The 12,658-nt window shown below is 67.4% G+C and carries 19 protein-coding genes and 1 tRNA gene; 14 read left to right on the forward strand and 6 right to left on the reverse strand.

Annotation, left to right across the window (positions count from 1 at the left end; genetic code table 11):
* Window positions 1-15 precede the first annotated feature (15 nt).
* The 12 genes from clpS (at window position 16) to AAHH99_RS17930 (ending at window position 9,023) form a co-directional block, all read left to right on the forward strand.
* The gene (clpS, locus tag AAHH99_RS17875) at window positions 16-330 is read left to right on the forward strand and encodes an ATP-dependent Clp protease adapter ClpS (RefSeq protein ID WP_064397324.1); all 315 of its coding nucleotides are present in this window, start codon (window positions 16-18) and stop codon (window positions 328-330) included.
* Window positions 331-337: 7 nt separating this feature from the next.
* On the forward strand, window positions 338-922 hold the full coding sequence (locus tag AAHH99_RS17880; RefSeq protein ID WP_418769933.1) for a DUF2017 domain-containing protein: 585 nt from the start codon (window positions 338-340) through the stop codon (window positions 920-922).
* A complete protein-coding gene (locus AAHH99_RS17885) occupies window positions 919-1,938 on the forward strand; it encodes a P1 family peptidase (protein ID WP_418769934.1) in 1,020 nt (339 codons plus the stop codon). The genes AAHH99_RS17880 and AAHH99_RS17885 overlap by 4 nt, the downstream gene beginning before the upstream one ends.
* A 59-nt stretch (window positions 1,939-1,997) precedes the next feature.
* On the forward strand, window positions 1,998-2,432 hold the full coding sequence (locus AAHH99_RS17890) for a Mov34/MPN/PAD-1 family protein (RefSeq protein ID WP_418769935.1): 435 nt from the start codon (window positions 1,998-2,000) through the stop codon (window positions 2,430-2,432).
* Window positions 2,433-2,445: 13 nt separating this feature from the next.
* Window positions 2,446-2,727, forward strand: coding sequence for a MoaD/ThiS family protein (locus AAHH99_RS17895; RefSeq protein ID WP_418769936.1), 282 nt, complete (start codon window positions 2,446-2,448; stop codon window positions 2,725-2,727).
* A gap of 10 nt (window positions 2,728-2,737) precedes the next feature.
* Complete coding sequence (locus AAHH99_RS17900) at window positions 2,738-3,700, forward strand: cysteine synthase (protein ID WP_418769937.1); 963 nt, start codon at window positions 2,738-2,740, stop codon at window positions 3,698-3,700.
* Complete coding sequence (locus tag AAHH99_RS17905; protein WP_418769938.1) at window positions 3,691-4,374, forward strand: rhomboid family intramembrane serine protease; 684 nt, start codon at window positions 3,691-3,693, stop codon at window positions 4,372-4,374. The genes AAHH99_RS17900 and AAHH99_RS17905 overlap by 10 nt, the downstream gene beginning before the upstream one ends.
* 8 nt (window positions 4,375-4,382) lie before the next feature.
* Window positions 4,383-5,204 (forward strand): glutamate racemase, encoded by an 822-nt coding sequence (murI, locus tag AAHH99_RS17910; protein ID WP_418770258.1) that lies wholly within the window; start codon window positions 4,383-4,385, stop codon window positions 5,202-5,204.
* Between the two features lie 58 nt (window positions 5,205-5,262).
* A complete protein-coding gene (locus AAHH99_RS17915; RefSeq protein WP_418769939.1) occupies window positions 5,263-6,042 on the forward strand; it encodes a cyclic nucleotide-degrading phosphodiesterase in 780 nt (259 codons plus the stop codon).
* Window positions 6,043-6,085: 43 nt separating this feature from the next.
* The gene (rph, locus tag AAHH99_RS17920; RefSeq protein ID WP_064397309.1) at window positions 6,086-6,868 is read left to right on the forward strand and encodes a ribonuclease PH; all 783 of its coding nucleotides are present in this window, start codon (window positions 6,086-6,088) and stop codon (window positions 6,866-6,868) included.
* Window positions 6,865-7,473 carry an RdgB/HAM1 family non-canonical purine NTP pyrophosphatase gene (gene rdgB, locus AAHH99_RS17925; protein WP_418770259.1) on the forward strand — a complete coding sequence of 203 codons (609 nt, stop codon included), beginning with the start codon at window positions 6,865-6,867 and terminating at the stop codon, window positions 7,471-7,473. The genes rph and rdgB overlap by 4 nt, the downstream gene beginning before the upstream one ends.
* An 89-nt stretch (window positions 7,474-7,562) precedes the next feature.
* A complete protein-coding gene (locus AAHH99_RS17930; protein WP_418769940.1) occupies window positions 7,563-9,023 on the forward strand; it encodes an MFS transporter in 1,461 nt (486 codons plus the stop codon).
* Here the strand turns inward: AAHH99_RS17930 and AAHH99_RS17935 are convergent.
* Both AAHH99_RS17935 and AAHH99_RS17940 read right to left on the reverse strand, forming a co-directional pair.
* Window positions 9,001-9,333: a DUF3817 domain-containing protein gene (locus AAHH99_RS17935; RefSeq protein WP_064397303.1), complete on the reverse strand. Its 333-nt coding sequence runs from the start codon at window positions 9,331-9,333 to the stop codon at window positions 9,001-9,003. The two genes, AAHH99_RS17930 and AAHH99_RS17935, sit on opposite strands and share 23 nt — an antisense overlap.
* Window positions 9,330-9,707 (reverse strand): hypothetical protein, encoded by a 378-nt coding sequence (locus tag AAHH99_RS17940; protein WP_068201145.1) that lies wholly within the window; start codon window positions 9,705-9,707, stop codon window positions 9,330-9,332. The genes AAHH99_RS17935 and AAHH99_RS17940 overlap by 4 nt, the downstream gene beginning before the upstream one ends.
* 83 nt (window positions 9,708-9,790) lie before the next feature.
* On the opposite strand from AAHH99_RS17940, the gene AAHH99_RS17945 reads away from it, so the two are divergent.
* Window positions 9,791-9,877: transfer RNA gene (locus AAHH99_RS17945), tRNA-Leu, on the forward strand.
* Window positions 9,878-9,879: 2 nt separating this feature from the next.
* Here AAHH99_RS17945 and AAHH99_RS17950 read toward each other — a convergent pair.
* The 3 genes from AAHH99_RS17950 to AAHH99_RS17960 form a co-directional block, all read right to left on the reverse strand.
* Window positions 9,880-10,371 carry an SRPBCC family protein gene (locus AAHH99_RS17950; protein ID WP_418769941.1) on the reverse strand — a complete coding sequence of 164 codons (492 nt, stop codon included), beginning with the start codon at window positions 10,369-10,371 and terminating at the stop codon, window positions 9,880-9,882.
* A gap of 35 nt (window positions 10,372-10,406) precedes the next feature.
* Window positions 10,407-10,625, reverse strand: a complete 219-nt coding sequence (locus AAHH99_RS17955) for a hypothetical protein (protein ID WP_418769942.1) — start codon at window positions 10,623-10,625, stop codon at window positions 10,407-10,409.
* An 86-nt stretch (window positions 10,626-10,711) separates the two neighbouring features.
* Window positions 10,712-11,026: a WhiB family transcriptional regulator gene (locus AAHH99_RS17960; RefSeq protein WP_418770260.1), complete on the reverse strand. Its 315-nt coding sequence runs from the start codon at window positions 11,024-11,026 to the stop codon at window positions 10,712-10,714.
* Between the two features lie 124 nt (window positions 11,027-11,150).
* On the opposite strand from AAHH99_RS17960, the gene AAHH99_RS17965 reads away from it, so the two are divergent.
* Window positions 11,151-11,780, forward strand: coding sequence for a TetR/AcrR family transcriptional regulator (locus AAHH99_RS17965; protein WP_418769943.1), 630 nt, complete (start codon window positions 11,151-11,153; stop codon window positions 11,778-11,780).
* Window positions 11,781-11,789: 9 nt separating this feature from the next.
* On the opposite strand, the gene AAHH99_RS17970 is transcribed toward AAHH99_RS17965, so the two are convergent.
* Window positions 11,790-12,641 (reverse strand): AraC family transcriptional regulator, encoded by an 852-nt coding sequence (locus AAHH99_RS17970; protein WP_064346468.1) that lies wholly within the window; start codon window positions 12,639-12,641, stop codon window positions 11,790-11,792.
* Between the last annotated feature and the right edge of the window lie 17 nt (window positions 12,642-12,658).

Here is a 12,658-nt window from a genome sequence, read left to right on the forward strand (position 1 = left end):
GCTATCCTGAACGACATGGTTACGCCGGCGAAGGCTCGACCGGGGACTCGCGAAGAGCGGAACGTCAAGTCCGTCGCGACTGAAGACGCCGCCGTCGACACGCCCTGGGTGACCATCGTGTGGGACGACCCGGTGAACCTGATGACCTACGTGACCTACGTCTTGCAGAAGCTGTTCGGCTACCCCGAGGCGCACGCGACCAAGTTGATGCTCCAGGTGCACAACGAAGGCAAGGCCGTGGTCTCGGCGGGCAGCCGCGAGGCGATGGAGATCGACGTGACCAAGCTCCACGCCGCCGGGCTGTGGGCCACCATGCAGCAGGACCGCTGACAGACACGTGCGTAAGTGGAAGCGGGTGGACACTGCCGATGGAGCGCGTTTCCGGTCGGCCATCGCACCGCACGAGGCCGCCCTGTTGCGAAGCCTGGCCACCTCGGTAGTGGGCATGCTGGAGGAGCGCGAATCATCTGCGCCCGCAGACGAACTCGAAGCGATCACGGGCATGCGTACCGGCAATTCGACGCCACCCGAAGACGAAACGATGAAACGGTTGCTGCCGGACTTCTACCGGCCGCAGACCGAGCACCCCGCCGGTTCCACTGCCGCCGAGAGCCTCAACAGCGCACTGCGCGGCTTGCATGAGCCCGATATCATCGATGCGAAACGCGAAGCGGCGCAGACACTTCTGGACACCATGCCGGCGCAGGGCGGCAAGTTCGAGTTGAGCGAGGACGACGCGCACGCGTGGGCCGCCGCCGTCAACGACATGCGCTTGGCGCTGGGCACCATGCTCGCGATCTCACCGGAGGGGCCCGACGAACTGCCACCCGACCATCCGATGGCCGGGCACCTCGACGTCTACCAGTGGCTGACCGTGCTGCAGGAGTATCTGGTGCTGGGACTGATGGGGAAGTCGAGATGAGCTCGATCACCGACGTGGCCGGTATCCGGGTGGGGCAACATCATCGCCTCGATCCGGACGTGACGTTGGGTTCGGGTTGGGCCAGCGGCACCTCCGTCGTGCTGACGCCGCCCGGAACCGTGGGAGGCGTCGACGGCAGGGGAGGGGCGCCCGGCACCCGAGAGACCGACCTGCTCGACCCGATCAATTCCGTTCAGCACGTCGACGCCGTGGTCCTGAGCGGCGGCAGCGCCTACGGGCTGGCGGCCGCCGACGGGGTGATGCGGTACCTCGAGGAGCAGGGTCGCGGCGTCGCGCTGGACGGCGGCGTGGTCCCGATCGTGCCCGCCGCGGTGGTGTTCGACCTCCCGGTCGGCGGTTGGCAATGCAGGCCGACCGCGGAGTTCGGCTACCAAGCGGCCGCAAGCGCGGGCACCGAGGTGGCGACCGGCACCGTGGGCGCGGGCACGGGAGCGCGCGCCGGTGTGCTCAAGGGCGGTGTGGGCACGGCGTCGATGCAACTGGATTGCGGCGTCACGGTCGGCGCGCTGGTGATCGTCAACTCCGCAGGCGAGGTCTTCGACACAGCGACCGGCCTGCCCTGGCTGGCGTACCAGATCGAAGAGTTCGGGCTGGTCCCGCCGCCCGCCGACCAGATCGCCGCCTACGCCGACCGGCACCAGGAGTTCAGCCCGCTCAACACCACGATCGCCGTGGTGGCCACCGACGCGGCGATGAGCCCCGCGGCCTGCCGACGAGTGGCCGTCGCCGCACACGACGGCTTGGCGCGCACCATCCGGCCGTGCCACACGCCGCATGACGGGGACACGGTGTTCGCGCTGGCCACCGGTGCCGTCGAGGTGCCGCTGGACCCCACGACCCCGGCGTCGATGACGCCTGAGATGCCGCTGATCACGCAGGTGGGCGCCGCCGCGGCGGACTGTCTGGCCCGCGCGGTGATGATCGGGGTATTGGCCGCCGAGTCGGTGGCCGGAATACCGGCGTACCGGGACATGTTGCCTGGGGCGTTCGGGTAATCGCGAAACTGCACTCCAGCAGCCGTTTACTCGATTTTTCGCTGCTGGAATACAGTTTCGTGCAGAAAGGGGTAGCTGCTGTGTTGGTGATCCGAGCGGATCTGGTCGACGCCATGGTCGCCCACGCCCGCGCCGACCATCCCGACGAGGCCTGCGGGGTGATCGCGGGACCCGAGGGCTCGGACCGTCCGGAGCGCTTCATCGCGATGACCAACGCCGAGCGGTCGCCGACGTTCTACCGGTTCGATTCGATGGAGCAACTGCGGGTGTGGCGGGAGATGGACGACGCCGACGAGGTCCCGGTCGTGATCTACCACTCGCACACCGGGACCGAGGCCTATCCCAGCCGCACTGACATCGCACTGGCCCAAGAACCCGAGGCCCACTACGTGCTGGTGTCGACCCGCAACCTCGAGGAGCACGAACTGCGGAGCTACCGCATCGCCGATGGCGTCGTCACCGAGGAACCCGTCAAGATCGTCGAGCAGTACTAGGAAGGCTTCACCAATGGCAGTCAACGTTTCCATCCCGACCATCCTGCGCACCCACACCGGAGGGGAGAAGCGCGTCACCGCGTCGGGCGACACCGTCGCGGCCGTGATCAGCGACCTGGAGGTCAACTACTCCGGCATCTCCGAGCGCCTGATGGACAAGGAGAACCCCGGGAAGCTGAACCGGTTCGTCAACATCTACGTCAACGACGAGGACGTGCGGTTCTCGGGTGGGCTCGACACCACGGTCGCCGACGGCGACTCGGTGACGATCCTGCCCGCAGTGGCTGGAGGGTAACGGGCGTCTGATGGCGCGATACGACTCGCTGCTCGAAGCGCTAGGCGGTACACCGTTGGTGGGCCTGCGCCGGCTCTCACCGCGCTGGGACGAGGCGCCCCATGTGCGGCTGTGGGCCAAGCTCGAGGACCGCAACCCCACGGGCTCCATCAAGGACCGGCCGGCGCTGCGGATGATCGAGGAGGCCGAACGGCAGGGCCTGCTGCAACCCGGCGCGACGATCCTGGAGCCGACGAGCGGGAACACCGGCATCTCGCTGGCGATGGCGGCCCTGCTCAAGGGCTACCAGATGATCTGTGTGATGCCGGAGAACACCTCGATCGAACGCCGTCAGCTGCTCGAGTTGTACGGTGCGCGGATCATCTACTCGCCCGCCGAGGGCGGCTCGAACACCGCCGTCGCCCATGCGAAAGAGCTTGCGCTGCAGAATCCTTCGTGGGTGATGCTCTACCAGTACGGCAACGAGGCCAACTCGCTGTCGCACTACGAGGGCACCGGCCCCGAGTTGCTCGCAGACCTGCCGGAGATCACCCATTTCGTCGCGGGCCTCGGCACCACCGGCACCCTGATGGGGACCGGGCGGTTCCTGCGCGAGCGCAAACCCGACGTCAAGATCGTCGCCGCCGAACCGCGCTACGGCGAGGGCGTCTACGCGCTGCGCAACATCGACGAGGGGTTCATCCCCGAGTTGTACGACCCGGACGTGCTCACCACGCGGTACTCCGTCGGTTCCTACGACGCGATCAGGCGCACCCGCGATCTGGTTCAGGTGGAGGGGATCTTCGCGGGCATCTCCACCGGCGCGGTGCTGCATGCGGCGTTGGGCATGGCGGCCAAGGCGGTCAAGGCCGGCGAGCAGGCCGACATCGCGTTCGTCGTCGCCGACGCGGGTTGGAAGTATCTGTCGACCGGTGCGTACGCCGGTAGCCTTGATGACGCCGAAGACGCGCTTGAAGGGCAGCTATGGGCATGACCGGGTATCCGGGGACCACACCGTCGCAACCGCGCAAGCGGCCCGCCTGGGTGATCGGCGCCGTCACCGTCTTCAGCTTCGTCGTGCTGCTGTGGGTCATCGAACTGTTCGACTCGTTGTCGAACCATCGCCTCGACGACAACGGCATCCGGCCTCTGGAGTCCGACGGGCTGGTGGGCATCCTGTTCGCTCCGCTGCTGCACTCGAACTGGGACCACCTCATCGCCAACACCGTTCCGGCCCTGGTGCTGGGCTTCCTGATGACGCTGGCGGGGATGTCGCGATTCATCTTCGCGACCGCGATCGTGTGGATCCTCGGCGGTGTGGGCACGTGGCTGATCGGCAACGTCGGCATGCACTGCCCTTACGTGGGGGTGCGGTGCGAGGCCAACCACATCGGCGCTTCGGGGCTGATCTTCGGTTGGCTGGCGTTCCTGATCGTGTTCGGGTTCTTCACCCGCAAAGCTTGGGAGATCATCGTCGGCGTGATCGTGCTGCTGGTCTACGGCAGCGTTCTACTCGGCGTATTGCCCGGCACCCCGGGGGTGTCCTGGCAGGGCCACCTCAGTGGGGCGGTCGCGGGCATCATCGCGGCGTATCTGCTGTCCGGTCCGGAGCGCAAGGCCCGCGAGAAGCGCAAAGGCGTGGCGTCGAACCCGTACCTGCCGTCGTGAACCCGGCCGTGCCCGCCGAGGCACCCGTCGGCATCTTCGACTCGGGCGTCGGTGGGCTCACGGTCGCCCGCGCGATCATCGACCAGTTGCCCGGCGAGAACATCGTCTACGTCGGTGATACCGCCAACGGGCCGTATGGGCCGCTGTCCATCCCGCAGGTGCGTGCACACGCCCTGGCGATCGGCGACGATCTCGTCTCGCGCGGGATCAAGGCACTTGTCATCGCCTGCAACACGGCGTCGTCGGCCTGCCTGCGCGACGCCCGCGAACGCTATGCACCGGTGCCTGTGATCGAGGTGATCCTGCCCGCGGTGCGCCGCGCGGTCGCGACCACCCGCAACGGTCGTATCGGTGTCATCGGCACCGTTGCGACGATCGCGTCCGGTGCGTACCAGGACGCGTTCGCGGCGGCCCGCGACACCGAGGTGATCGGTGTGGCCTGCCCGCGGTTCGTCGACTTCGTCGAGCGGGGTGTGACCAGTGGACGCCAAGTGCTCGGGCTCGCCGAGGGATACCTCGAACCGCTTCAGCGCGCCCAGGTGGACACGCTCGTGCTGGGCTGCACCCATTACCCGATGCTGTCGGGACTGATCCAGTTGGCGATGGGCGAGAACGTCACGTTGGTGTCGAGCGCCGAGGAGACCGCCAAGGACTTGCTGAGGGTGCTCACCGAACTCGATTTGCTGCGGCCGCACGACTCCGCGCCGCCGCAGCGGATCTTCGAGGCGACGGGCGACCCGGATGCCTTCACCGCCCTTGCCGCACGGTTTCTCGGCCCGACGCTCGACGGCGTTCGACCTGTTCAACGTCACGTCAGCGTGCAGAGATGATTTCGGTCGCTCAAACCGGCCATGTTTTCGTCACGCGTGGGCCGGGCATGGCAAGCTAGTGACTGTGCGAATCACCGTACTCGGTTGCTCCGGCAGTGTTGTCGGGCCTGATTCGCCGGCGTCCGGATATCTCGTCACCGCACCCGACACCCCGCCGTTGGTGCTCGACTTCGGCGGTGGCGTGCTCGGTGCGCTGCAACGCCACGCCGATCCCAACGACGTGCACGTGCTGTTGTCGCATCTGCATGCCGACCACTGCCTCGATCTGCCGGGCCTGTTCGTGTGGCGGCGCTACCACCCGTCGCCGGCGCAGGAACGCGGAATCATGTACGGCCCGGCCAACACCTGGGCCCGGCTCGGTGCGGCGTCGTCGCCCGAGGGCGGGGAGATCGACGATTTCTCCGATGTGTTCGAGATCCGCCACTGGGTCGACAACGAAACGGTCACCATCGGCTCGCTGAACGTGACGCCGAAATTGGTTTGCCACCCGACCGAGTCCTACGGCATGCGCATCACCGACCCGGACGGTGCGACGCTCGTCTACAGCGGCGACACCGGCTACTGCGAGCAACTCATCGACCTCGCCCGCGGCGCCGACGTGTTCCTGTGCGAGGCGTCCTGGACGCACTCGCCGGACCGGCCGCCGAGACTGCATCTGTCGGGCACGGAAGCGGGCCGCGCCGCCGCCGAGGCGGGCGTCGGCGAGTTGCTGCTGACCCACATTCCGCCGTGGACGTCCCGCGAGGACGTCATCAGCGAGGCCAAGGCCGAGTTCGACGGTCCGGTGCACGCGGTCGTCTGCAACGAGACGTTCGACATCGAGCGCTCGGCGGCCTGATGGTCTCAAGCGATGGGTCGGAGTCAGCCGATAGGGTTGGCTCGTGTCCCGAAGAGAAGACGGCCGGCTTGACGACGAGCTGAGGCCGGTTCGCATCACCCGCGGTTTCACCACCCATCCCGCCGGTTCTGTGCTGGTGGAGTTCGGCGAGACGCGCGTCATGTGCACGGCGAGCGTCACCGAGGGTGTGCCGCGCTGGCGAAAGGGCTCCGGAAAAGGCTGGCTGACAGCCGAATACGCGATGCTGCCCGCCGCAACGCACGATCGGTCCGATCGCGAGTCGGTCAAGGGCCGCGTCGGTGGCCGCACCCAGGAGATCAGCAGGCTGGTCGGCCGGTCGTTGCGGGCGTGCATCGACCTCGCCGCGCTGGGCGAGAACACGATCGCGATCGACTGCGACGTGCTGCAGGCCGACGGCGGCACGCGAACGGCCGCGATCACCGGGGCCTACGTCGCGCTCGCCGACGCGGTGACCTATCTGTCGGCGGCGGGCAAGCTCTCCGATCCGCGGCCGCTGTCGTGCGCGATCGCCGCGGTCAGCGTCGGCGTCGTCGACGGGCGCATCCGCGTCGACCTGCCGTACACCGAGGACTCGCGCGCCGAGGTCGACATGAACGTCGTGGCCACCGACACCGGCACCCTCGTCGAGATCCAGGGCACCGGCGAGGGCGCGACGTTCCCGCGCTCCACGCTGGACAAGATGCTCGACGCGGCGATGACGGCGTGTGAGCAGATCTTCGAGATCCAGCGTGAGGCGTTGGAGTTGCCCTATCCCGGTGTGCTGCCCGAACCGAAGGACCCGCCCAAGAAGGCGTTCGGAAGCTGACCGAGCTGCTGGTGGCCAGCCGCAACCCGAAGAAGCTGGCCGAGTTGCACCGGGTGCTCGCGGCGGCGGGGGTGTCGGGGCTGACGCTGCTCTCGCTCGACGACGTGCCCACCTTCGACGAGGCCCCCGAAACCGGGACGACATTCGAAGAGAACGCGTTGGCCAAAGCGCGCGATGCTCACCGTGCGACGGGTCTTGCGACGGTCGCCGACGATTCCGGGCTGGAAGTCGCGGCATTGAACGGAATGCCCGGAGTGCTCTCGGCGCGATGGGCGGGCCGGCATGGGGACGATGCCGCAAACACGGCGCTGCTGTTGGCGCAGCTTTCGGACGTACCCGACGAGCGGCGCAGCGGGGCGTTCGTGTCGGCCTGCGCTTTGGTGCACGAGGCCGGCGAGACCGTGGTGCGTGGGGAATGGCCGGGCAGCATCGTGCGTGCCCCACGCGGGGACGGCGGGTTCGGCTACGACCCGGTGTTCCTGCCCGCCGGGTCGACGCGGACCGCGGCCGAACTCGACGCCGCCGAGAAGGATGCGGCCTCGCACCGGGGCCGTGCCCTGAGGGCACTGCTGCCCGCGCTGCGGGAGTTGGCCGCCCGAACCTGATCTTGTGCGCGAGATTCGGCCCTGCGATCACAAGCTCACGCTGGGCAAGGAAATTTTGTATAGCTCAACTAAGCGGTAGCATCCCCGGGGTGCGCCGCCCCTCCGCCCAAGCCGACGTCGGTAGGACGCGGCACCCGGCGATCGTCGTGGCGGTGCTCGCGGCGGCGGGCATCAGCGTGTCGCTGATGCAGACGCTCGTCATCCCGCTCATCCCCGAACTTCCCACACTGCTGGACACCAGCGCGTCCAACGCATCGTGGGTGATCACCGCGACGTTGCTCACCGCGGCTGTGGCGACCCCGATGTTCGGCAGGCTCGGCGACATGTACGGGCCCAAGCCCATCCTGATCATCTGCGCCGTACTGCTCACGGTGGGATCGTTGATCGCGGCGACGACGACATCGCTGGTCCCGGTGATCGTGGGCCGCGGGCTGCAGGGCTTCGGAATGCCGATCATCCCGCTGGGCATCAGCGTGATGCGCGCATCGGTGCCGGCCCATCGGGTCGGCACCGCGATGGGTTTGATGAGCGCATCGCTGGGTGTCGGTGGGGCGCTTGGGCTTCCACTGTCGGCGATCATCGCCGATCGCTTCGACTGGCATGCGTTGTTCTGGTTCGGCGCCGCACTCGGGGTGATGTCGGCGGTGTCGTTCGCGGCGCTGGTACCGCGGTTGCCCACGGTTTCCGCCGACCGCTTCGACGCGCTGGGCGCAGTCGGTCTCGCGGGCGGGCTCGTCACGCTTTTGCTGGGCATCTCCAAGGGCGGAAGCTGGGGCTGGTCCAGTGCGATCACCGTGACGATGTTTACCTCCTCGCTGGTGATCTTCGGGTTGTTCGCGCTGTGGCAGTTCAGGACCGTCGCCCCCATCGTCGATCTGCGCACGACACTGAAACGGCCGGTGCTGACGACGAATCTGGCGTCGATCGCGGTGGGCTTCTCGTTGTTCGCGATGTCGTTGATCGCGCCGCAGATCCTCGAGCTGCCTGCCGGCTCGGGTTACGGCCTCGGCCAGTCGCTGTTGCAGACGGGTCTGTGGATGGCGCCCGGCGGACTGGCGATGATGTTGACGTCTCCGGTGGCGGCGCGGATCGCCGATGTGCGCGGTCCGCGGTTCACCCTGTTCGTCGGGTCGACGGTGGTGGCCGCCGGCTATCTGTCGGGACTGGTCCTGATGAACAGCGCGTGGCAACTGTGCGTGTTCAACGTGATGGTCAGCATCGGCGTCGGTTTCGCGTTCTCGTCGTTACCCGCGTTGATCAACGCGGCCGTCCCGGTCTCGGAAACGGCCGCTGCCAACGGAATCAACGCGCTCGCGCGCTCGCTGGGTACATCGATTTCCAGCGCGGTGATCGGTGCGGTGCTCACGGTGATGACGACGACGGTGGCTGGGCACGACGTGCCGTCGTTGGCCGGTTTGCGGGTCGCGCTGCTCATTGCGGCAGGTGCGGCCGTCGTCGCCGCGCTCACCGCGCTGGCCATTCCGAAGGTCGGCGCGGTGAACGAGTCAGCACCCGATCTGGTGCTGACTACAGGCCGTAGCGGTCCTTGATCTCCCTGGTCTGGACCTGCTCGACGATGATGCCGACGAGCGGGATGGTCCCTGCCAGCAGTACGCCGATCGTCTTCCCGATCGGCCAGCGCACCTTGACCGCGAGGTTGGCGGTGAAGAGCAGGTACACGAAATACACCCAGCCGTGGACGACCGCGATCCAGTTCAGGCCCTCGACGTGGTAGACGTACTTCATCACCATCTCGTAGCAGAGCGCGATGAGCCAGATGCCCGTCGTCCAGGCCAGCACCCGGTAGCCCAGAAGTGCCTTGCGGACGTTGTCGGCGGAGGTGATCGGCGGTTCGGTCATGTGGCCGGGTGTTCCTTGTCCTTCTCGGCGAGCTCGGCCAGGTAGGCGTTGTACTCGCGCAGTGCGGGGTCGTCGACGTCATCGTCGGATGGGGTTGTGGCTGAGGGCTTTCGCGGAAGCAGGTCCTCGGGGATCTCGGTGATGTCGCTTCTGGCCGGCTCGGGTGGTGCTTCCTCGTAGCGCACGAACTTGTAGTAGGCGTACACGACGAAGCCGGCGAACAGCGGCCACTGCATCGCGTAGCCGAGATTCTGGAAGCTGCCCGAGGCCGACTCGAAACGGGTCCACTGCCACCACGCCAGCGCAAGGCAGCCGACGGCGCCGACGATCACCAAGGCGATGAGCGCCGGCCTCCTACGTTGCGTAGTGGACACCTTCCAACGGTACCGCGACGTCCTTCGGCCCGACGAACTCATCGAGGCGGGCCGACCGGCGGCGGGTAGCATCGACACGCGTCGCGGGCGTGGCGCAATTGGCTGACGCGCCGGCTTTAGGTGCCGGTGTTCGAGAGAACGTGTGGGTTCGAGTCCCACCGCCCGCACCAACTCACGTCGTGGCGAAGTACTTCTGTCCGCCGCTCGGTATGCGCCCGAATCCGGCTTTCAGCAGCGGCGCGAGGATCGCGACCGGCAGGCTCATCGCGTTCTTCGGTTCAACGGCGACCACCCACGTGAACCGTGTCTGACCGCCGTCGGCGTCGACGATGTAATCCTCGGCGAAGCGTTTGAACAGCGGCAGCGTCGACTCGTAGACGTAGAAGGACTTTTGATGGCCCTCATCCCAACGGAAGAAGCGCTCGCGCAGGATGGCGCCGCCGGGAGCGGTCACTTCGCGGGTGGTCCCGACTCCGAACGGGCGCGGTGAGGTCCAGGTGACGTTCTTGACCGCCGGGCCCCACGCCGCCAGCGACTCGTCCGACGTCAGCGACTGCCATACCTGCTCCGGCGTCGCGGCGTAGCGCTTCTCGTAGCGGAAGACATGAGGCGCCGAGACCAGAAAGTCAGCGTCGGCGGACAGCAGCGGATACCAGCGGGCCATAACTGGCCATCATCGCAGGCTTGTACCGGCGCGCGTCAGTCGTCTGCGCTCTGCTTGCCGAAGCAGACCAGGCTGGCGGTGAAGCTGATTGCGGCGACCGCTCCCGCGACGGCGGCCAGCGGTGCGTCGGAGGCGCCCCAGCTCGACAGGCTCACCGCGACCGCGATGATCGCGGTGAAGATGAGAAAGAGGCCTGTCGTGGCGATCGCCTCGGCGGTCGGGTTGTCGGCGGGGGCGAGAGCGCGCTCGCGCATCGGGGTCTCCTGGTGGCTCACGGAATCGGTTGCGCTGAGGTTGCCCGCTGGCAACGCCAGTGAAACCCGCGGCCTGAAAGTGCGGTTCAGCCCGCCTTTCGGACGGTGAATCCATTGCGTTCGGCCAGCGACTGTAGTTGCCGCAACGCGAACTGGCGTGCCCGGCCGGTGTCCGGAATGTAGATGCCGGCCCACACCCCGACCGCTCCGGGTGTCTGACACGCCTCCTGGGCGCAGAGCCAACGGCGAGGACATGTCCGGCACAGCTCCTTGGCGCCCTCGTCGGCCCCGAGGGCCCACCGGTCGGGGTCCTGAGTGCAGGCGCCGAGCGCCGTGTCCTGGGGCGCGTTGACCGCAACGGGGCGCGTCGTCCGGCCATTCAGCCGCTCGTCGACGGGCATCTGCGTTTCCTTTCGGTCGGGACGGTCCTCCGCCACGAGGGTGACAATACACGCGTATCGGTTTCCGACAATACACGCGTATTGGCTACTGTGTGGGGGTGAGCACTCAGACCTGCGGGTATCGATGACGGCGGCGTCGACGGGGCAACACGCCTCCGAGAAACATCAGCGCTCGAGCGTCGAACGGATTCGCGATGCGGCGCTTCAGTGCTTTGCGGCTCGCGGCACGTCGGCGACGTCGCTTCGCGCAGTCGCGGCGGAAGCCGGCGTCTCGCTGGGGTTGGTCCAGCACCACTTCGAAACGAAAGCCAACCTGATCAAGGCCGTCGACGACCACGTGCTCGGGGTGATGAATACCGCACTCATGCAGCGCATGCCCGAATCAACGGTGGACTCCATCACCGACGTGGGGGACCGCGTGACGTCCCTGGTGGCCGACGAACCCGATGTGGTCGCATATGTCGTACGGGCGCTGACCGACGGGAGTTCGCTCGGCACGCAGGTGTTCGACTCGCTCGCCGCCGTCGGCGCTCAGCGCTGGCAGGCGCGCAGGGAAGCCGGGCTGACCCGCCCCGACCTCGACCCGACGTGGGGTGCACTCAACCCGCTGGTGTTGGCCCTGGGCGCCTGGATCCTGCGCGACCACATCGAGCGTCACCTCACCGAACCGTTCGACACCCCCGCCCAACTTCAGCGATGGGGGAGCGCGGTGAACGCGCTGCTTCGCGGTGGCCAGATGCGCGACGAGTCGTGACGCTCCCTTTTACAGCGATGTGCCGCCCACCCGCTTGCGGTAGCTCGTCGGCGTCTCCCCGCAGAACTGAGTGAAGGCCCGGGTGAAGGAACTGAGGCTGTCGAAGCCGACCGCCGACGACGTCTCCTGCACCGACTGACCCGGCGCGGCCAGCAATGCCATGGCCTTCAGCATGCGGGCGTGCAGAAGGTATGTGCGCCAGGACAACCCGACCGAATCCTGGAACAGCCGCCGGAGCGTGCGTTCGGACACCGAAACGGCCCGGCTCACCTCTTCGGCGGTGACACCGTCGAGATGCTCCTTGGTGTAGGCCATGGCGGCGGCGACGATCGGGTGCTCGGACGTGGGCAGGCTCAACGGCGCCTCGTGGTCGAGTGCCTCGGTCACGAGATTGGCCAGCGTGCGGAAGAACGCGTCGGAGATCTCGTCGCCTTCGGCGCGGTCGATGGGCCAGCGCAGCGCGTAGATCATCATTTCGCGGATCAGTGGGGACACCGCCAGGATGCGCGCCCGGTCGCCGGCATGCGGGATCAACTGCGGGTCGAACATCACCGCGACGGTCCGGACGTCGGGGTTCATGGTCGCCTGATGGTCGAGACCGACGGGAATCCATGCGGCCTGCTGCGGCGGCAGCAGGTAGTGCGCCGAGTCGGTTTCCACCTCGACGACCCCGCCGAGCGCGTACTCGATCTGGTGCACGTCGTGCGAGTGCCAACCGGTGATCAGCGCATCGCCCTCATATAGATAGCTGCCGCCCAGCGCTCGACCGCCTCGTCGCAGGTCGATGACGCGTCGGTTCGCGCCGGCTGCCATGTTGGCCGGTTGGGCAAAACCTCTGTCCGATAGCGCAGAGACGGTCATGGGGCTAGACGGTACTA

Source organism: Mycobacterium neumannii, assembly GCF_048452905.1.
In the GTDB taxonomy this organism is placed as follows: Bacteria; Actinomycetota; Actinomycetes; order Mycobacteriales; family Mycobacteriaceae; genus Mycobacterium; species Mycobacterium neumannii_B.

Coding starts and splice junctions, on each gene's coding strand:
- AAHH99_RS17935 (WP_064397303.1), bottom strand. CDS start 9,333: ATGACCGAACCGCCGATCACCTCCGCCGACAACGTCCGCAAGGCACTT.
- AAHH99_RS17950 (WP_418769941.1), bottom strand. CDS start 10,371: ATGGCCCGCTGGTATCCGCTGCTGTCCGCCGACGCTGACTTTCTGGTC.
- AAHH99_RS17970 (WP_064346468.1), bottom strand. CDS start 12,641: ATGACCGTCTCTGCGCTATCGGACAGAGGTTTTGCCCAACCGGCCAAC.
- AAHH99_RS17960 (WP_418770260.1), bottom strand. CDS start 11,026: ATGCCCGTCGACGAGCGGCTGAATGGCCGGACGACGCGCCCCGTTGCG.
- AAHH99_RS17905 (WP_418769938.1), top strand. CDS start 3,691: ATGGGCATGACCGGGTATCCGGGGACCACACCGTCGCAACCGCGCAAG.
- AAHH99_RS17885 (WP_418769934.1), top strand. CDS start 919: ATGAGCTCGATCACCGACGTGGCCGGTATCCGGGTGGGGCAACATCAT.
- AAHH99_RS17900 (WP_418769937.1), top strand. CDS start 2,738: ATGGCGCGATACGACTCGCTGCTCGAAGCGCTAGGCGGTACACCGTTG.
- AAHH99_RS17965 (WP_418769943.1), top strand. CDS start 11,151: ATGACGGCGGCGTCGACGGGGCAACACGCCTCCGAGAAACATCAGCGC.
- clpS (WP_064397324.1), top strand. CDS start 16: ATGGTTACGCCGGCGAAGGCTCGACCGGGGACTCGCGAAGAGCGGAAC.
- AAHH99_RS17895 (WP_418769936.1), top strand. CDS start 2,446: ATGGCAGTCAACGTTTCCATCCCGACCATCCTGCGCACCCACACCGGA.
- AAHH99_RS17955 (WP_418769942.1), bottom strand. CDS start 10,625: ATGCGCGAGCGCGCTCTCGCCCCCGCCGACAACCCGACCGCCGAGGCG.